Source organism: Flavonifractor porci (assembly GCF_037572415.1).
Taxonomy (GTDB): domain Bacteria; phylum Bacillota; class Clostridia; order Oscillospirales; family Oscillospiraceae; genus Flavonifractor; species Flavonifractor porci.
In genome coordinates this window covers 78,833-96,717 of the sequence record NZ_JBBHLB010000008.1, presented here as the reverse complement: position 1 = coordinate 96,717, position 17,885 = coordinate 78,833, and the positions used below count along the sequence as shown (strand labels likewise).

General features: G+C 61.3%; 17 protein-coding genes and 1 riboswitch. Of the genes, 12 read left to right on the top strand and 5 right to left on the bottom strand.

Annotated elements, in window-relative coordinates:
• Positions 1 to 77: 77 nt before the first annotated feature.
• The 3 genes from kce to kamB form a co-directional block, all read right to left on the bottom strand.
• The gene (gene kce, locus WHJ28_RS08845) at positions 78 to 896 is read right to left on the bottom strand and encodes a 3-keto-5-aminohexanoate cleavage enzyme (RefSeq protein ID WP_087269889.1); all 819 of its coding nucleotides are present in this window, start codon (positions 894 to 896) and stop codon (positions 78 to 80) included.
• A 120-nt stretch (positions 897 to 1,016) separates the two neighbouring features.
• A riboswitch (Lysine riboswitch) is annotated at positions 1,017 to 1,194 on the bottom strand.
• 204 nt (positions 1,195 to 1,398) lie between these two features.
• Positions 1,399 to 2,895 (bottom strand): lysine 5,6-aminomutase reactivase ATPase KamC, encoded by a 1,497-nt coding sequence (kamC, locus tag WHJ28_RS08840; RefSeq protein WP_340041778.1) that lies wholly within the window; start codon positions 2,893 to 2,895, stop codon positions 1,399 to 1,401.
• A complete protein-coding gene (gene kamB, locus WHJ28_RS08835) occupies positions 2,879 to 3,895 on the bottom strand; it encodes a lysine 5,6-aminomutase reactivase subunit KamB (protein WP_340041776.1) in 1,017 nt (338 codons plus the stop codon). Before kamB ends, kamC begins: the two co-directional genes overlap by 17 nt.
• Positions 3,896 to 4,033: 138 nt before the next feature.
• Between kamB and WHJ28_RS08830 the strand changes: the two genes are divergently transcribed.
• The gene (locus WHJ28_RS08830; protein ID WP_340041774.1) at positions 4,034 to 4,207 is read left to right on the top strand and encodes a hypothetical protein; all 174 of its coding nucleotides are present in this window, start codon (positions 4,034 to 4,036) and stop codon (positions 4,205 to 4,207) included.
• Between the two features lie 87 nt (positions 4,208 to 4,294).
• Here WHJ28_RS08830 and rd read toward each other — a convergent pair whose 3' ends face one another.
• Complete coding sequence (gene rd, locus WHJ28_RS08825; protein WP_317325787.1) at positions 4,295 to 4,453, bottom strand: rubredoxin; 159 nt, start codon at positions 4,451 to 4,453, stop codon at positions 4,295 to 4,297.
• Positions 4,454 to 4,580: 127 nt separating this feature from the next.
• Here rd and dusB point away from each other — a divergent pair, with 127 nt between their 5' ends.
• The 7 genes from dusB (at position 4,581) to WHJ28_RS08790 (ending at position 12,850) form a co-directional block, all read left to right on the top strand.
• Positions 4,581 to 5,567 carry a tRNA dihydrouridine synthase DusB gene (gene dusB / locus WHJ28_RS08820; protein ID WP_340041771.1) on the top strand — a complete coding sequence of 329 codons (987 nt, stop codon included), beginning with the start codon at positions 4,581 to 4,583 and terminating at the stop codon, positions 5,565 to 5,567.
• 39 nt (positions 5,568 to 5,606) lie between these two features.
• Positions 5,607 to 6,203 (top strand): RNA polymerase sigma factor, encoded by a 597-nt coding sequence (locus WHJ28_RS08815; protein WP_340041769.1) that lies wholly within the window; start codon positions 5,607 to 5,609, stop codon positions 6,201 to 6,203.
• Positions 6,204 to 6,244: 41 nt separating this feature from the next.
• Complete coding sequence (locus WHJ28_RS08810; RefSeq protein ID WP_340041768.1) at positions 6,245 to 7,204, top strand: anti-sigma factor family protein; 960 nt, start codon at positions 6,245 to 6,247, stop codon at positions 7,202 to 7,204.
• Between the two features lie 119 nt (positions 7,205 to 7,323).
• Entirely contained in the window at positions 7,324 to 7,902 is a 579-nt protein-coding gene (locus WHJ28_RS08805; protein ID WP_340041766.1) for an RNA polymerase sigma factor, read from the top strand.
• Positions 7,821 to 9,206, top strand: a complete 1,386-nt coding sequence (locus WHJ28_RS08800; protein WP_340041764.1) for a hypothetical protein — start codon at positions 7,821 to 7,823, stop codon at positions 9,204 to 9,206. The genes WHJ28_RS08805 and WHJ28_RS08800 overlap by 82 nt, the downstream gene beginning before the upstream one ends.
• 173 nt (positions 9,207 to 9,379) lie before the next feature.
• Positions 9,380 to 11,458 carry an elongation factor G gene (locus WHJ28_RS08795; RefSeq protein ID WP_340041762.1) on the top strand — a complete coding sequence of 693 codons (2,079 nt, stop codon included), beginning with the start codon at positions 9,380 to 9,382 and terminating at the stop codon, positions 11,456 to 11,458.
• 555 nt (positions 11,459 to 12,013) lie between these two features.
• Positions 12,014 to 12,850, top strand: a complete 837-nt coding sequence (locus WHJ28_RS08790; protein ID WP_340041760.1) for a DUF6612 family protein — start codon at positions 12,014 to 12,016, stop codon at positions 12,848 to 12,850.
• Positions 12,851 to 12,912: 62 nt separating this feature from the next.
• Here the strand turns inward: WHJ28_RS08790 and WHJ28_RS08785 are convergent, their stop codons facing one another.
• Complete coding sequence (locus WHJ28_RS08785; protein WP_340041758.1) at positions 12,913 to 14,397, bottom strand: DUF1846 domain-containing protein; 1,485 nt, start codon at positions 14,395 to 14,397, stop codon at positions 12,913 to 12,915.
• Positions 14,398 to 14,567: 170 nt separating this feature from the next.
• Here WHJ28_RS08785 and WHJ28_RS08780 point away from each other — a divergent pair, with 170 nt between their 5' ends.
• From WHJ28_RS08780 to WHJ28_RS08765, 4 genes are all read left to right on the top strand, one after another.
• The gene (locus tag WHJ28_RS08780; RefSeq protein ID WP_340041756.1) at positions 14,568 to 14,933 is read left to right on the top strand and encodes a BlaI/MecI/CopY family transcriptional regulator; all 366 of its coding nucleotides are present in this window, start codon (positions 14,568 to 14,570) and stop codon (positions 14,931 to 14,933) included.
• A 3-nt stretch (positions 14,934 to 14,936) separates the two neighbouring features.
• Complete coding sequence (locus tag WHJ28_RS08775) at positions 14,937 to 16,868, top strand: M56 family metallopeptidase (RefSeq protein WP_340041754.1); 1,932 nt, start codon at positions 14,937 to 14,939, stop codon at positions 16,866 to 16,868.
• Positions 16,865 to 17,401: a hypothetical protein gene (locus WHJ28_RS08770; RefSeq protein ID WP_340041752.1), complete on the top strand. Its 537-nt coding sequence runs from the start codon at positions 16,865 to 16,867 to the stop codon at positions 17,399 to 17,401. The genes WHJ28_RS08775 and WHJ28_RS08770 overlap by 4 nt, the downstream gene beginning before the upstream one ends.
• Before the next feature lie 121 nt (positions 17,402 to 17,522).
• On the top strand, positions 17,523 to 17,882 hold the full coding sequence (locus WHJ28_RS08765; RefSeq protein ID WP_340041750.1) for a BlaI/MecI/CopY family transcriptional regulator: 360 nt from the start codon (positions 17,523 to 17,525) through the stop codon (positions 17,880 to 17,882).
• Positions 17,883 to 17,885: the final 3 nt, after the last annotated feature.

Sequence of the window (17,885 nt, the reverse complement as noted above, 5' to 3'; positions counted from 1 at the left end):
AAAGTTCCTCCTGTTTCATTTAGTGTTGGTTTGGGGAGATATATGGTTGGGGAGATAAGTAAAACAAAGGAATGGGATCAGGCCAGAGACAGAATCTTCCGGGCCTCATCGGGGGTGGCGATCTCGCGGCCCAGCTCCTTGGCCAGACGGACCACCTTGGCCACCAGCTCGCCGTTGGAAGCGGCCTTGTGGCCCTTTTCCAGGTAGATGTTGTCCTCAAAGCCAACGCGGACGTTGCCGCCCATCACGATACCGGCGGCAACCATGGGCCAGGCGCCCCGGCCGATGCCGGTGACGGTCCAGGTGGAGCCGGCGGGGATCTGCTTCACCAGGTAGTCCAGGTTGCCCACAGTGGCGGGGGTGCAGCCGGACACGCCCAGCACGAAGTTGAACTGCATGGGAGCGCCGGGGACCAGACCCTTGTTGGCCATATTCACGATGGTGTCCAGGTGGCCGATCTCAAAGCACTCGTACTCGGGCTTGATGTTGTTTTCCAGCATCCGCTTGCCGAAAGCCCGCATGGTGGGCATATCATTGACGAAGATGTCGTCACCGAAGTTGCAGGTGCCGCAGTCCAGCGTGGCCATCTCGGGGCACAGCTCGGTGGGCTGAAGCCGCTCCTCGGGGGTCATGCCGGTGGCACCGCCGGTGGAGGGGATCAGGATCACGCCGGGGCAGGCCTCCTTGATGGCGTCCAGAATCACACGGAACCGCTCCCGGTCCTGAGTGGGGGTGCCGTCATCCTCACGAACGTGGACGTGGATAACGGCGGCGCCCGCGTCAAAGGCGCTCTTGGCCTCACGGACCATTTCCTCCACGGTGTAGGGAACAGCGGGGTTATGCTCCTTGGTGACCTCTGCGCCGCAGATGGCCGCGGTGATGATAAGCTTTTCCATGACACGCCTCCTCAAAAAATAAAGCTACCCCGCCGGTAGGAGATGTTGTCCTCCGGCGAGATAGCGCTTCATGAACAAAAAAACACTACTCATGTCCGCGGGAGGGGAAACTCTCGTTCAGACACAAATAGCGCTTCATGTGACTCATGACAATCCGTGAGCACTGGGCCCACGGCTCAGGGGGAGGGCTGTGCGATTCACATCCCCCTTCGGCGGAGCGGACATTCACAGAACACATTGGGCTCGCCTGCCCTTATCATTGCTCTGCTACCTTGCACTCCGCGCCTCTATCCATGCGTATTATTCACTTTTGACAAAAACACTATAACCCAGTCAATTTGGTTTGTCAACTATTTTTTGTGAAATTAGGCTTACAAAATTTTTCTTTGTTACATAGACTTTTGTGCGCTACAGCGGGACAGCAATTACCAAATGGTAACCAGAACTGGAAGGGCGAAAACTCCGGCAGGCGGCATAAACCGCCTGCCGGAGCAGGAAAACATTACAGGTCGGCCTGGAAGAGTTCCATGAGCGTATCGTCCAGCTTGAGCAGCCGGCATACCCGCAGGGCGTCCCGGGGACAGGGGGCGCCGGGAGGGGCGGGAAGGAGCCGGTAATCCATCCGGCGGGCGATCCGCTTGCGGGGATCGTCCCCCTCGTCGCCCTGGATGTCCCGTACCAGACCAGCCACCTGATAGTGGGCGGCGGCCACGTCGGACACCCCGTCGTAGTGGGTGGTCATGAGTGCCACGCAGTCCAGGCTGCTCAGATGGCGCACCAGAGCCCGGGCCAGGGCTGCACCCTCCTGGGGGTTGGTGCCGCGGGCGAATTCGTCCAGAGCCACAAAGAAGAACTGGCCGTGGGTTTCCCGCAGAAGCTTGTCCAGCAGGTGGACCTCCTTGCCGAAGGAGGACAGGCCGCCGGCGCCCGGGCCGCTGTCGGCCAGGATCAGCTCCACCCGGTGGAACAGTGGCAGGGAAGCGGACTGGGCAAAGACAAAGAAGCCGCACTGGCACAGAAGCAGGGAGAGCACAGTGGAGCGAAGAGACACAGTCTTGCCGCCCATGTTGGCGCCGGTGATGACGGTGCACCCCGGCTTCAGGTCCAGATCCAGCAGGGTGAACTGCTCGCCCCGCTCAGCCAGATCCTCCTCTACCTGGGGATGACGTACCCCCCGGAGGGTGATGGATTTGTCGGTGCTGAGGGCGGGCCGCACGCAGTTGTACCGCAGAGCCAGCTTGGCCTTGGCCACAATGAGATCCAGCCGGCCCAGAGTCTCCATGTTGTCCAGGAAGGCCTGCTTGTAAACCATCAGCTTGCCGGTGAGCATCCGGCGGACCTCCAGCTCCAGCTTGTCCTCCTCCACCGCAAGGACGCGGCGTTTCTCCATCAGGGGGCCCCGTTTGTCCTCCATGGTCATGCGGATGGCCTTCTCCAGCTTGGCCTTTTCCGCCCGCAGGGGTGCCAGGTCGTTGTGGTAGGAATTGACAACGGAGAAGGTGGGCAGGCGGCGTCCCTCCGGGTCCATCAGCCCCAAAGCGTCGGCCAGGGAGGGGAAGGACAGCCCGGCCATGGGGGGCAGGGCGGCGTAGGCCTGGATCAGCTGCTCCAGGGTGACCAGGAAGTGCTTGATCTCAAAGAGCTCCACCAGATCGAAGGGGGCGCCGGGGTCCCGGTCGAAGGAGCCGCGGATGTCGTGAAACAGGGGCAGGCAGCGGGTCACACCCCGCAGGGCAGCGGCGGCGTCCTTGCGCTCGGCTTCGGTCAGCCGTACCGGGCCGCAGCCGCAGCGCTCTGTCTGGGGGGCGGTGGTGCCGGCGTTCCACAGCTCCATGGCCAGGGCCACGTTGTCCAGCTCCTCCTCCAGGGCGGCCTCCTCTCCCGGGCCGTACCACCGCAGGGAGCGGGCGGCCGCCTTGCCGAACGGCGACATGGGACTCAGCCGGTTCAGTACCCACTGAAACCCTGCGTTTTCCCGCAGTTCATGCGTCAGTTCCATCTTGTTCCTCCTTCACGTTGACCACCGGCAGGCGGATGGCCTGCCGCAGGGCGGAGATAAATTGATCTGGTTCAAAGTGCCAGCCGTAGGCCGACCAGGGGTTGGCCGCCACGGCGGCGATGGTCAGCTCCCGGCGGACAGCCAGCTGGCCGCCATTGCGCTGGAACAGCTCCAGAGCGGCACGGCCTGCCAGCAGATGGGTGGCGTCCTGGGTGACCAGGGTGGTGGGAGCTCCCCGGCGGGCCAGGGTTTTGAGCAGGGGATCGGTAACGCCTCCCGCCGCCCACACCACCAGAGGACGGCGGGGCAGCTTGTTCCACTTGGGGCTGCCGCCCTCGTCCAGAGGTAGCTCCAGATGGGTGCCGTCCAGCTCGAACAGAGCAAAGCGGTCCTCCACGCCCTCCAGAGCGGAACGAAGGCCGGCGTGCTCCGGCACTTTCCGGTCAAAGAGCCAGCAGGTGTGGGCGGTCTCCGATACCACCAGGTCCATATCCCGGTCCAGAGACGCTCCGGTACACAGCAGGGCCACGCCCTCCACACCGGCGCCAGCCAGAGACTTCCGTCCGGCAGCCCCATCGATGAGGACCCGCTGGGCCCCCAATTCCATAAAACGGGCGGTGAGGGGCCTCAGCTGTCCGGCGGCGGAGGGACCGGCCAGCTGGACATAGCCGTCAGACAGGGTGCGGAAAATAGCCACCGGTCCCAGCGGGGTCATTACGTCGGTGAGATCCACCACCTCCAGAGTGGCGTCGCACAGCGTGATCATGCCCCGGGCGGTGGCAAACAGATCGCCGGCTTTCAAATACAGATCGGGTTTTTCCGTCCCGGTGACCAGGTCGGTGCGTTCTCCGTCCCGGCCCACCGAGGTGAGGGCCAGCCGTTCCTCCCCCAACTCGGCCATCAGGCGGCGCATGGCGGTGGTCTTGCCCGCGTTCTTGCACAGGCCGATCACGGTCACGGGGGAGGCATCCCCCACCAGCGGCGCTAACAGATGTTCCAAAATAGGGCCTCCCTTCCACAGGAAAATTGGGTCATTTTTGGTTTCGTCGAGGCCATTATAAGAGGCCTCCATCGGTTCTGTCAATGGGGAGAAGCAGAATTCCAACCGCTGGACATTGGATATGAGGAGAATCAAAAAATGAATGGATTATATGAAGAATATGCAAAATGGGGTAACGCTATAGAGATGACAAGTAGAATGGCAACAAGAAAGATGATTACAAATAGGAATATAAAAAACAAAATATACAAAAAAGCGAAAAGGGAAAAGGGGGAACAGATTGGCTATAAACAAAGGAACCTTTACGCATGAAATTTTGGAATGAACTTCATGCAAAAAAGAAATTCCGCCTGTCTGACGGAAGACCCGTCAGACAGGCGGAATGCGGGGAGGAAACACTTACTGTTTGGAGAACTGATCCTTGCCCACGCCGCACAGGGGGCACACCCAGTCGGCGGGGACCTGCTCCCAGGCAGTGCCGGGGGCCACGCCGTTGTCGGGATCGCCCTCAGCGGGATCATAAATATAGCCGCAGAGATCGCAGACGTACTTATCCATATTGGAACACTCCTTATTTTAAAATCAAACGTCAGATACCGGGCAAGGGAAACGAACTTGCCGGATTCCTTGTCCTGTGGTATGATACGCTTGTTACGCTACTATTTATAACACATCGGGGGACACTGTGAAAATTGGCAATATCACGATAAATTCAGCCCTGGCGCTGGCGCCTATGGCGGGAGTGACCGATCTGGCCTTCCGGACCATTTGCCGGGAGTTGGGGGCGGGCTATACCATTACGGAAATGGTAAGCGCCAAGGCCCTGTGCTATCAGGACAAGAAGTCCGTTCCGCTTCTCCAGCTGGGGGAGGGAGAGCACCCGGCGGCGGTGCAGATCTTCGGCAGCGACCCGGCCTGTATGGAGCAGGCGGCGGGTATGGCCGCGGAGCGGTCCGGCGCCGATATCATTGACATCAATATGGGCTGCCCAGTGCCTAAAGTGGCCAATTCCGGGGACGGCTCCGGCCTGATGAAGCACCCTGAACTGGCGGTCAAAGTGGCAGAGGCGGTGATCCGGGGCGCCGGCGGCAGGCCGGTGACGGTGAAATTCCGCCTGGGCTGGGACAAGGGCTCCATCAACTGTGTGGAGTTTGCCAAAGCCATGGAGGGGGCCGGAGTGGCCGCCGTGGCGGTCCACGGCCGCACCCGGACCCAGATGTACTCCGGCACCGCCAACTGGGACTACATCCGGGCGGTGAAGGAGGCGGTGTCCATCCCGGTCATCGCCAACGGCGACGTGTTTGAGCCAAAGGACGCGGTACGCATCCTCAAGTATACCGGGGCGGATATGGCCATGATCGGCCGTGGCTGCTTCGGCAATCCATGGCTGTTCCAGCGGGCCCAGGCGGCTCTGGCGGGGGAGGAGATCCCGCCCCTGCCCCCGCTGGCCGTGCGGTGTGACACGGCGGTGCGGCAGTTTGAACTGTCGGCGGCCCAGAAGGGGGAGCACATTGCCTGCCTGGAGGCCCGGAAGCACTACGCCTGGTATCTGAAGGGAGTGCCCCACGCCGGGTACTATAAGGAACAGATCAGCCATGTGTCCACCCTGGAGGATATCTACAAGGTGACGGCAGGCATCAAGCGGGATTTGAAAGACGAGCCGGACCGGTAACGGCGGCGGGTACAAGATAGAGAAAGGGGTGAGGAAGGCATGAAAGCGGAATGGGAGCTGGTCCAGCGGGCCAGGCAGGGGGACGAGGAGTCCTTTGCTGCCCTGGTGGAACAGAATCAGGGACGGATCTACAATCTGGCCCTGCGGATGACGGGCAACCCGGACGACGCCCTGGAGCTGAGTCAGGAAGCCTTTCTCAACGCCTGGAAGGGGCTGGGCAAGTTCCAGGGGGACAGCTCCTTTGCCACCTGGCTGTACCGGCTGACCAGCAATGTGTGCATTGATTTTCTCCGCCGGGAGAAGCGGCGCAGCGCTCTGTCCATGACCATCTCCCTGGACGATGAGGAGGAGGCCAGGCAGGCCGAGCTGCCCGACGAACGGTTCTCGCCCCATGTGGAAGCCGAGCGCCGGGAGCGGCGGGAGACTTTGCGGGCGGGCCTTGCCACCCTGTCGGCGGAGCACCGGCGGGTGCTCATCCTCCGGGAGCTGGAGGGGCTGTCCTACGGCGAGATCGCTCAGGTACTGGGCCTGGAGGAGGGTACGGTGAAATCCCGCATTGCCCGTGCCTGGTTGGCTCTGCGAAACTATTTGAAAAAACAGGGGAACTTTTTTGATTCGTCCACGTCTATACCATGAACAAGGGGGAATTTCCCCCAAAACGGAGAGGAGGGAACGATATGCTGAGCTGTGACGAGGCGCTGGAGCTGATCAGCGCCCGGTTGGATGGACCTCTGACCCAGGAGGAGACTGCCCGGCTGGAGGAGCATCTGTCGGTGTGCCCGGCGTGCCGGACCCTTGCGGACGATCTGGAGGAGCTCCATGAGGAATTGCCTCAGCTGACCGCTCAGCCTCCCGCAGGGCTGAAGGAAGGGGTCATGGACAAGATCCATACCTCCAAAGTCACTCCCTTCCAGAGCAAGAAACGCCAGTGGCGCTGGCGGAGCCTGGCCTCCCTGGCGGCGGTGGCCGCCCTTGTGCTGGTGGGCGCGGGGGTTATGGACCAGTGGCGGACCAGTGGTTTCCGAGGGAGCGAAGAGAACCCCGGCACTGTTTCCGTGATGACGGAGACCAATCTGCCGTCCGGAGGTGGTGAGGAGGGTCCGGTGACCCGGGAGATCGTGCCTCAGCCTACCGAGGCTCCGGCGGAGAGCAACAGCCCGGAGGACAAGGTTGTCAGCGGCAGTTCCGGGCAGGGAACGAACAGCGAGCCGGACAGCCGGAACCATTCCGGGGCGGGCAGTACGCAGACCCAGGAGCCTGTCGTCGTATCCCAGACCCCTGCCGGAAATGGGGCTGAGCCCTACAGCGTGACCCCAGATAAACAGAATGCTCAAACGACCCAGGCCACGGTCAATCCATTTGTTGCGGAAAGCGGTCTGACTCAGTCTGAGGCTCTGCACAAACTGGCCGCCTGGCTGGGCTGGAACAGCGACGAACTGACAGTGGAGGAGGATGGCGCCATCATCGGTCCCACCACTCAGGATGGCACTACCACCAAGCTGATGTGCGCCGGACTGAACCAGGAGGGCACCGGCTGGCTGTGCCAGCTGGAGCAGGTCACCCCCGGGCCCGACGGTACCGCCAGCTGCACCACCTACACCGTGCCGCTGGACGGCAGCGAAATCGTGCAACCGTAATAACTTTGAAAAAGCGCAGGCCGCGGGCCTGCGCTTTTCTATTTTGATGTGACGAAACAGAGGGTTGGCGCGTAGTTCAAGTGAAAGGCCTTTTCAAACACCTGGAGAGGAGGGATCATGTGAAGGATGATGTCAGTGGGTTCAACGCCTGGGCGGAGGAGCTGCTGGAGCGGTACGCCGGGCTGGTCTACCGACTGGCCTTTGCCCGCACCCGCAGTAAGGAGGGGGCGGAGGACGTGTTTCAGGAGGTGTTTCTCCGACTGGTCAGCAAGCGCCCCAGCCTGGAAAGTGAGGAGCATGAAAAAGCCTGGTTCTGCCGGGTGACCATCAACTGCGCCAACTCCTATTGGCGCAATCCCTTCCGCCGCCGGACCCAGCCTCTGGAGGAGATGGGGGAGCTGACCGCTCCGCCGCCGGAGGCGGGGAGTGAGCTGGACGCCTGCCTGGACAGGCTGTCTCCCGACCTGCGGGTGGTGGTCCATCTCTACTATTACGAGGGGTATTCCACCCCTGAGATCGCCGGGCTGCTGAAAAAAAGCGAGTCCGCCGTGCGGATGCGCCTTATGCGGGCCCGGCGGCAGCTGCGGGATGTTTTGGAAGAAGGAGGGAATTCCCTGTGTTTGAGCACGATTATCGCGCCAAATTTGACGAGATTGCCCCGAACCGGGCGCTGGTGGAGGGCACCCGGGAGCGGATGAGAAAAGCGTTGTCCGGGGAAAAGACCCGGCCCCGCCGCCTCACCCGGCGGGGGCTTGTAGCCGCAGCCGCTGCCGCCGCCCTTACCGTTACCGCCCTGGCGGCGGGGCCCACCATCTGGCACGCCATCCAGAACGACCTGGGCAGCCGGGCCCCCTATGCCACAGAGGTGGAGAGCGCCTGTGAGGATCAGGGGATCCGGATCGAAGCAGTCCAGGCCCTGGCTGACACCAGAGTCACCCGACTGTACTTCACCCTGCAGGATCTGACGGGAACCACTCTGGATGAGGATACCGTCAGCGATCTGATCCTCTCCCAGGAAACGGATGGACAGTTTGACTGGGGCAACGGAGGTAAGGGACTGGAAGTGCTGGACTATGACCCGGAGCAGCATCTGGCCACCCTGGTATACAGCCGCGGCACCGCTGACCTGGCGGACGCTCCCCCCACCTGGGTCCGCCTGGAGGCCAGCTATTTTATTCCCGGTCATTGGCAGGCTCGGCTGGCCCTGAACCGAGAGGAACTTCCTGACGCGGACCTGGAAAGCACCATAGCCGATGCTGGTGCCACTGTTCTTCTGCCGGACCAGAACCCTATAGCGCTGGATAAAGACGGAGCTGTCTCTGTCTCCTCCATGGGCTTTGCCGCCGATGGGTGCTACCATGTGCGCTTTGTTCAGGAAGAGAATATCGTTTCACTGATGGACAATGGACGCTCCTGCTATGTGGAGTATTACCTGTATGACCCGGAGGACCCGGACCGCTGGCCTCAGCAGAGTATGGGAGACGTGACCTGCACCGCAGTGGAGGGCGGCTGGGACTTTTGCCTGCCCGGTCTGACACCGGATACCCTAAAATACCTGAATCTGGTCCACTTGAGTACGGAATATTCCACAGCGGGTGGGCGCATTGAAGGTCATTGGGAGATCACCGTTCCGGTGGAGGTGATGGACCTGCGTACCGCCACCCCCACGGAGCCTATCATGTTCCCCTATACCCGCGACGGGAAAATGCCCTTTGGCCGCACTTGGGATGCCCAGTTAAAACAGATCGCGGTCTCTCCCCTCAGCGTCTGTGCCAACTTCGGCACCCCGGAGGGGCAGGAATACCCCTGCCAGCTCACCGGCACAGAGCTGTCCCTCTCCGTCACCCTGGCCGACGGCGCCGTCCTTACCCCAGCTTACTATGACGAGGTGTGGAGCCAGCGGGCAGGCTGGGTGATGTGGGAGTTTGAGGAGCCCATCGACCCGGAGCAGGTGGTTTCCATTACCCTCAACGGCCAGACCATCCCCGTGGACCAAAGCTGAACTGTCCCAAGGCCCCGCCGCTTCTGCGGTGGGGCCTTCCTCTATCCGGTCGGAGTGTTTGCGCGATTTTTCTAAAGTTTTTATTGTAAGTGCTGCCGCTTTCGTGTATAATGGACAACAGCAGTACTCGTGCTGCTGTTCGCGATTCCAAATGTAAGGAGAGGAAACAAGTTATGAGCTATTCCGTACAAAACATCCGTAACGTATGTCTGCTGGGACACGGTGGCAACGGAAAGACCTCCCTGGCGGAAAGTATGCTGTATTTGACCGGTGGCACTCCCCGGCTGGGCAATCCTGCCGACGGAAACACCGTTTGTGATTACGATCCCGAAGAGACCCGCCGTCAGATTTCCATCTCCACCGCGGTGGCGCCCATCGAGTACAACGGCTGTAAGATCAACGTGCTGGACACCCCCGGTTATTTTGATTTCTCCGGCGAGGTCATGGAGGCCCTCCATGTGTCCGACGCCGCCATCATCGTCTGCTCCGCCAAGGGCGGCATGAGCGTGGGCGCCGAGAAGGCGTGGAAGCTGTGTACCCGCCGCGGCGTGCCCCGCCTGCTCTACATCTCCAAGACCGACGAGGACAACGCCGACTACAACGCCGCCTTCGACACCCTGCGTGAGCGCTTCGGCAAGAATATCGCCCCCGTGGTGGCCCCCATCTGGGATGCCGACAAGAAGGTCATCGGCTTTATCGACGTGCTCCATAAACGTGCCTTTGAGGCCGGCCCCAAGGGTGAGCGCGTGGAGATCGACGTGCCCGACGACAAGCTGCCCGTGCTGGACGAGCTGTACGACGCCCTGAAGGAGTCCGTGGCCGAGACCAGCGAGGAGCTGATGGATAAGTATTTCTCCGGCGAGGACTTCACCTACGCCGAGATGATCCAGGGCCTGCGCCAGGGCGTGAAGGATCTGTCCCTCTTCCCAGTGGTGTGCGGCTCCGCACTCACCGGCCTGGGCACCCGTATGCTGCTGGACATCATCGTGGAGCTGCTGCCCTCTCCCATGGAGGGCCGTCCTCTGGAGGGCGAGAACGAAAAGGGCGAGCTGGATGAGTTCGTGGCCTCTCCCGGCGCTCTGCCCTGCGCTCTGGTTTGGAAGACCGTCTCCGACCAGTACGGCAAGTATTCTTATGTGAAGGTGCTCTCCGGTAACCTGAAGCCCGATATGCAGGTGGTCAACGCCCGCACCGGCGCCACCGAGAAGCTGGGTCGCCTGTATGTCATGAAGGGCAAGAAGGCCGAGGAGGTCAAGGAGCTGGAGTGCGGCGATATCGGCGCCATCGGCAAGATGGACAAGGTCAAGACCGGCGATACCCTGTCCGATCCCCGTAAGGTGGTCAAGATGGAGCCCATCCCCTTCCCCGAGCCCTGCTACTCCGTGGCTATCAGCCCCAAGACCAAGGGCCAGGAAGATAAGATCGCCGCCGGCCTCACCCGCCTGAACGAAGAGGATCTCACCTTCAACTGGGTGAACAACGCCGAGACCCACCAGATGGTGGTCTCCGGTACCGGCGATATGCAGATGGACGTGATCGTCTCCCGCCTGAAGAGCCGCTTCGGCGTGGACGCTGAGCTGTCCGAGCCCCGTGTGGCTTACCGTGAGAAGATCCGCAAGAAGGTCGAAGTTCAGGGCCGCCACAAGAAGCAGACCGGCGGTCACGGCCAGTTCGGCGATGTTTGGATGCGCTTTGAGCCCGGCGACACCGAGGAGCTCCAGTTCTGCGAGGAGGTCGTGGGCGGCGCTGTGCCCAAGAACTACTTCCCCGCTGTTGAGAAGGGGATGCGTGAAGCCGTCGTCCACGGTGTGCTGGCGGGCTATCCCGTGGTGTACCTGAAGGCCACCCTGTTTGATGGCTCCTATCACCCTGTTGACTCCTCCGAAATGGCCTTTAAGACCGCCGTGCAGCTGGCCTACAAGGCCGGTATGCCCCAGGCCAGCCCTGTGCTGCTGGAGCCCATCGGCGAACTGAAGGTCACCATCCCCGACAGCTACATGGGCGACGTCATCGGCGACCTGAACAAGCGCCGGGGCCGCGTCATGGGTATGAATCCTGACGGCGACGGCAACCAGGTGGTGGAGGCCGAGGTGCCCATGGCGGAGATGAGCCGCTATGCCATCGACCTGCGGTCCATGACCCAGGGCCGTGGCTCCTTCACCTTCCACTTTGTCCGCTACGAGGACGCACCTCCCGCCGCCCAGGAGAAGGCCATCGAGGCCGCCAAGGCGATGCAGGACGAGGCAGACTAATTAGATGCACAAGGGCCGGGCTGAAATCAGCCCGGCCCATTTTTTGTGGCGGCAGGAGGACGCGTCCTCGTCCAAGCGTTTTGCCCTATGGGCAAAACCTTGATGCCGGGGCAATTCATTTGCCCCGAGCAGATAAAAAGAAATGAGGGGTTCCCGGCGGGGCCTGCCCCGCTGGGGCGGACGCACCTCCCGCCGCCCAGGAGAAGGCCATCATGGGACCCCAAAGCGAGCCCAGCGTAAGCGGGTCGCTTTGGGAAAGGAGGAGCAAGGGAGCGGAATGAGGAATGGCCGGCAGGCCGTTTCGAAGAGAGTGGACTTTGTGACGACGTGGCGATGCAGGATGAGGCAGACTAATTAGATGCACAAGGACCGGGCTGAAATCAGCCCGGCCCATTTTTTGCGGCAAAGGGACTGCGTTGAGCAGATAAAAGGAAAAATTTCAGAAAGCTTTCAGAAAAAAAGGGGAGACAAGCGGAAGAAACTATGGTAAACTTGAATACATCCCATCGGGTTCCGAATAGAAATATTAGACACAATTACAAGGAGGTAAATCCTATGAAGAGAGGAAAGAGGATCGCGGCTCTTGCCCTGGGCGCCGCTTTGACCCTGTCCATGACCGCCTGCGGCGGCGGAACTGCCAACAAGGAGGACTCCACCGAGAAGATCCGGGCAGCCACCGAGAAAGTCAACGCGGTAGAGAGCATGGAGGCCACCATGGTCATGGAGATGGATATGTCCGCCATGGGTCAGAGCGTCCAGACCGACACCACCATGGATATGGTGTGCTTCAACGATCCCATGAAGATGAAGGCCGATATGACGATGGATATGGGCGCTCTGGGTTCCGTGTCCATGAGCATTTTTGCCCAGGAGAACGGCGATACATTGGATATGTATCTCTATGACGGCACCAACTGGACCTATCAGGCCACCGATATCAGCGCGGCAAAGCAGTATGATGCCCAGCAGAGCGTGAACCTTTATCTGGACAGCGGCGCGGAGTACATCAGCGTGGGCACTGAGGAGATCAACGGCATGACCACCGACAAGTATACCGGCGTGATCCAGGGCAAGGCCATGGAAGAGGTGCTCAAGGCCAGCGGCGCCACCACCAATCTGGAATCCAGCCTGGGCGGTATGGTGGATGTGTCCGATTTGTATAGCAATCTGGGCGATATGCCTATCACCGTGTGGATCGATCAGGAGAGCGGCTATCCTGTGCGCTACTTCATGGATATGACCGCTGTGATGCAGTCCATGATGAGCAAGGCCATGTCCGGCATTGAGGGCGGCGACACGCTGACCATCGACAAGGTGGAGGTCACCATGGATTGCTCCAATTACAACAATGCCACCGACTTTGAGATCCCGGCGGAGGCCCTGGGCGCCTGATTCCGGCCACAGACAACAAAAATGGGTGCTGTCAGCAGACAGCACCCATTTTTTGTTAAAAATCATTTGTGATACAGCTTATTGGTCTCATACTGGGGCTCACAGGTGAGGCGGAGGCCCAGACGGCTGTAGGTGGTGGAGTCCACCGGGGAAAGGATAACGGAGGAGTGGGACTCACATCCCCGCAGGGCGGAGAGCTGATCCAGCGCCTGCTTGGCCAGGGGATTGGTGGTGGCGGAGATGGCCAGGGCGATGAGGATCTCATCGGAGTGGAGGCGGGGATTCACCGAGCCCAGGTGGTGGACCTTTACCTGCTGGATGGGCTCCAGAGCCTCCCGGGAGATGAGATGGTGCTCATGGTCAATACCCGCCAGCCGCTTGAGGGCGTTGAGCAGGGTAGAGGAGGAGGCGCCCATCAGGTCGGTGGTCTTGCCGGTGACCACCTCGCCGTCGGGAAGCTCGATGGCTCCGGCGGGATTGCCGGTCTCCTCGGCCACCTGGGCGGCGGCAGAAACCACCGGTCGGATGGACACATCCACATGGGCCTGCTGCATGACGGTCTCCAGCTTGTACACCAGATCGTCGGCGGCGGTGCCGATGCGGCGGTCACACAGGGCGGTATAATACCGGCGGACGATCTCCTGCCGGGCGGCGGCACACACCGCGTCGTCGTCCACGATGCACTTGCCCGCCATGTTCACACCCATGTCGGTGGGGGACTTGTAGGGACACTCTCCCATGATCTTCTCAAACATGGCGGAGAGAACGGGGAAGATCTCCACATCCCGGTTGTAATTCACCGTGGTCTCCCCGTAGGCGGCCAGGTGGAAGGGGTCGATCATGTTCACGTCCCCCAGGTCGGCGGTGGCGGCCTCGTAGGCCAGGTTCACCGGGTGCTGGAGGGCCAGGTTCCAGATGGGGAAGGTCTCAAACTTGGCGTAGCCCGCCTTCACGCCCCGCTTGTACTCGTGGTACAGCTGGGACAGGCACACCGCCATCTTGCCGCTGCCGGGGCCGGGGGCGGTGACCACCACCAGAGGCCGCTGAGTCTCGATATAGTCATTTTTGCCGTATCCCTCGTCACTGACGATGAGGCCGATGTTATGGGGATAGCCGGAGATGGGATAATGGAGGTAGGTCTTGACGCCCAGATGCTCCATCCGGCGCTGGAAGGCGTCGGCGGCAGGCTGGCCGGCATACTGGGTGATGACCACGCTGCCCACCAGCAGGCCCTGACCCCGGAAGGCGTCGATAAGCCGCAGCACGTCCACATCGTAGGTGATACCCAGGTCGCCCCGGACCTTGTTCTTCTCAATGTCACTGGCACAGATGGCGATCACCACCTCCACCGAGTCCCGCAGTTCCTTCAGCATCCGGATCTTGCTGTCCGGCTCAAAGCCGGGCAGAACCCGGGAGGCGTGGTGGTCGTCAAAGAGTTTGCCGCCAAACTCCAGATAGAGCTTGTTGTCAAACTTGCTGATCCGCTCCCGGATGTGCGCCGACTGGAGCTCCAGATATTTTTGATTGTCAAAACCGATCTTGTCCATGTCCGGTCCCCGTCCCTTCTCGCTAATTTCACTCAACGGCTATTGTACCACAATTCCGGGACGGTCTGTAGGCTTTTTTTCGGTTTGCGGAAAATTTGGCGAAAGTGTTGACATTATCCTCCTACAGCTGTAGTATCTATGTGGATACTACAGCTGTAGGAGGGGTGAAAATGAAGCTGAGTGATAAGGAGTGGCGGGTGCTGGAAGCGCTGTGGACGTCGCCGGATGGGCTGGCTCTGGGCGAGGCGGTGGAGGCGCTTCGGCCCGCCACCGGCTGGAGCCGCAACACGGTGCTCACCTACCTGACCCGGATGGAGACCAAAGGCCTGGTGACCATTGACAAGACCCAGGCGCCCCACCGCTACCGGGCGGCGGTGGACCGGGAGGCCTGTGCCGCCCAGGAGCGGCGGGGCCTGCTGGACCGGGTGTATCAGGGCTCGGCGGGCAAGTTAGTGGCCGCCTTTTTGAAGGAGGAGAAGCTGACCGCCCAGGAGCGGAAGGAGCTGCGGAAGCTGCTGGACGACATGGAGGTGTGATCCATGGAAAACATCTGGGCCTTTTTGATGCAGACCCTTACGGCCTCGGTGGCGGCGGTGCTGCTGCTCATTGCCAAGCGGCTCTTTTTGGACAAATTGTCCCCCCGGTGGCAGTACGGGGTGTGGGCCATTCTGGCCCTGCGGGTATTGCTGCCCGCCGGTCTGCTGGGCCGGTTCCTCCTGCCGGAGGGGCGGATGGTGCTGGAGACCACCAAATTGACGGTAGAGGCCAACCTGTCCTCCACCCTCACCCCGCCCTATACCGTGACGGAGGTGGCGGCTCCGATCCCGCTGCTCCGGCCTGTCCTGCCCACCAGTGTGACCGACTGGCTCTTTTATCTCTATGCGGCGGGGGTGATCCTTACCCTGCTGTGGTTTTTGCTGACCTATGCGGCCCTGCGCCGGAAGGTGGTCCGGGGAAGGACCCCCGCACCTGAGGTGACAGCCCAACTGGAGCGGGTGGCGAAGGAGTACGGCCTGAAGGTCCCCCGGCGGGTAGTTGTGATGACGGAGGCGGAGAGCGCCTTTGTGTGCGGGCCGCTCTCCCCGGTGCTGGTGCTGCCGGAGCGGGCGGTGGACGACAAGGTGCTCCTCCACGAGCTGCTCCACCTGAAATATGGGGACCTGTGGGCCGGCGTGGGGATCTGCCTGCTGCGCTGCCTCCACTGGTGCAACCCCCTGCTGTGGTACTGCTGGAACCGGGCCCAGAATGATAGCGAAGCCCTGTGTGACCAGCGGGTGCTGGAACGGCTGGAGGGGGAGCAGCGGCGGGAATACGGTGTGATCCTCCTGTCCATGGCGGAGGACAAATACGCCCGGGCGCCGGGTACCACCTCCATGGCCAACGGAGGCCGCAACATCAAGGACCGCATCGGGGCCATCGCCCGGTTCAAGCGCTATCCCAGAGGGGTGGCATTGGGGGCCGGATGCGTGGCGGTGGTGCTGGCGGTGACCTGCCTGACCGGGACCGGCGGGGCGGTGGCGGTGCCTGAGTATGACCGGCGGGGAAGCTTCGCAATGACCGCCGCTCTGCTCAACCGACCCACCACCGTGGCCGGAGCGCTGGACACCTACGCCAAGGCGGTGCTGTGCAACAGTTCGGTATATTTTGCCATGGTGGCCCCGGAGGAGGAACGGACCCAGGCGATCCAGGCGGTGGGAGAACCCTTTGAGGAGGTGGACCTGTACGCCTCCCCCTTTTCAGACCTGGGTTATTGCTGGACCCGGCCTGCCTGGCAGGCGGAGTGGTCGGTGATGAACCTGCTGCCCGATGGAGCGGGAGGCTACACCGGTACCCTGTTTTTCGTTCCTTTGGAGGGAGATGAGACCAAAGGCGTAGCTGTCCAGCAGGTGGCGGTCCGTCCGGAGGGAGAATTCTGGACGGTAATCCCCCTGGGGGAACTGGAGAGCTGGGTGGGATTTGCCGAGACCGGGGTGCCCCGGTGGCTTCCCCTCAATCTGAAAACCCCCGGCATTACTTATGTCGGGGAGACGGACCGGCTTCGCATTGAGGTGGATCTGCGGATGCAGCTGGGCATTGACCGTACCGTCTCTACCTACAGGCCGGAGCTGGTCGGTTATCTCTCTGGCGGCTGGGTCGAGCCGGCTCCCCGCCCCAGTACCCCGTTTACCTTGATGCAGGACGGTTTTGTCCTCCGGGTCACCGAGAAACAGACAGGGGCGGCTGTGGAAGTGCCGGTAGAGCTGGCCTTCATGTCCCGGTCCGACGATCCGGAGCGCGCCCTTTCCCAGCCAACTTACCGGTATACCCTGTATCCGGTGGGGCCGGATGATTATCAGGTGCGGGAAAGCACCGGCTCCTGCGGCGGCAGCGATATGACTTTGACCGCCATGCCGGAGGCCCTGGCGGTGGCCGTTGAGGACAGGGAAGAGACCTACATCTGCGTGGCTCTGCCGGAGGAGGTGGTCCCATGAGCAGCACCTATCGTGGCCTGACCAAAATTGCCTGGGGCTATCTATTTGTACACCTGAACTTTAATCTGAACACCCTGAATCTTTTGCCCAACTGGGTGGGCTATCTGCTCTTTTTCTCCGCCATCGTCCTGCTGGGGGATCAACTGCGGGATCTGATCCTGCTCAAACCCTTCTGCATTCTGCTGGGGGTAGGGGAGCTGGCCGACTGGCTGGCGGTGCTTGTCACCGGCCAGACGCTGGTGGCGCAGTTTTTCCTGCTGAATGCGCTGCTCACCTGCATCGGCCTCTATTTCCACTTCCAGCTGCTCACCGACCTGGCCCTTCTGGCGGAGGAGGCAGGGGAGCACTGGAGTGGCCTGCGGACCTGCCGCAACGTGGACGCGGTACTGCGTACCATCATGTGCCTGCCCCTGCCCTGGGAGGACTGGGATACCCTGGGCGCCCTCATTCTGATGGGTGTGCTGCTGGTGTGGCTGATCATTGTATTCTGTATCATCTGGCAGCTCTTCCGGCTGCGGAAGAAATTTGCCTGAAAAGGACGGCCTGGAATTCCAGGCCGTCCGTTTTTGTAACCAGATTGTTATTGACAGGACGGTCTATAGGCTGTAGACTACAGGTGAGGACGACAAATAGTAGACCAAAGGAGGCGATCCTATGAGCGATTGGAAACTGGGGGCGGTGGAGTCCCGCTTTGCCGATCTCATCTGGCAGGGGGAGCCCATGACCTCCACCCAACTGGTGCGCCAGGCGGAGGAGGCCCTGGGCTGGAAGAAATCCACCACCTACACGGTGCTCAAGCGGCTGTGCCAGCGGGGCATTTTTCAAAATCAGGACGGGGTGGTGACTTCTCTGGTGTCCAAGGAGGAGTTCTACGCCCGGCAGAGCGAGGAATTTGTGGAGGAGACCTTTTCCGGGTCTCTGCCCGCCTTCCTGACCGCTTTTACCCGCCGGAAAAAACTGTCCCAGGAGGAGATCACGCAGTTACAGCAGCTCATCGATGAGAACAGGGGGTGACCT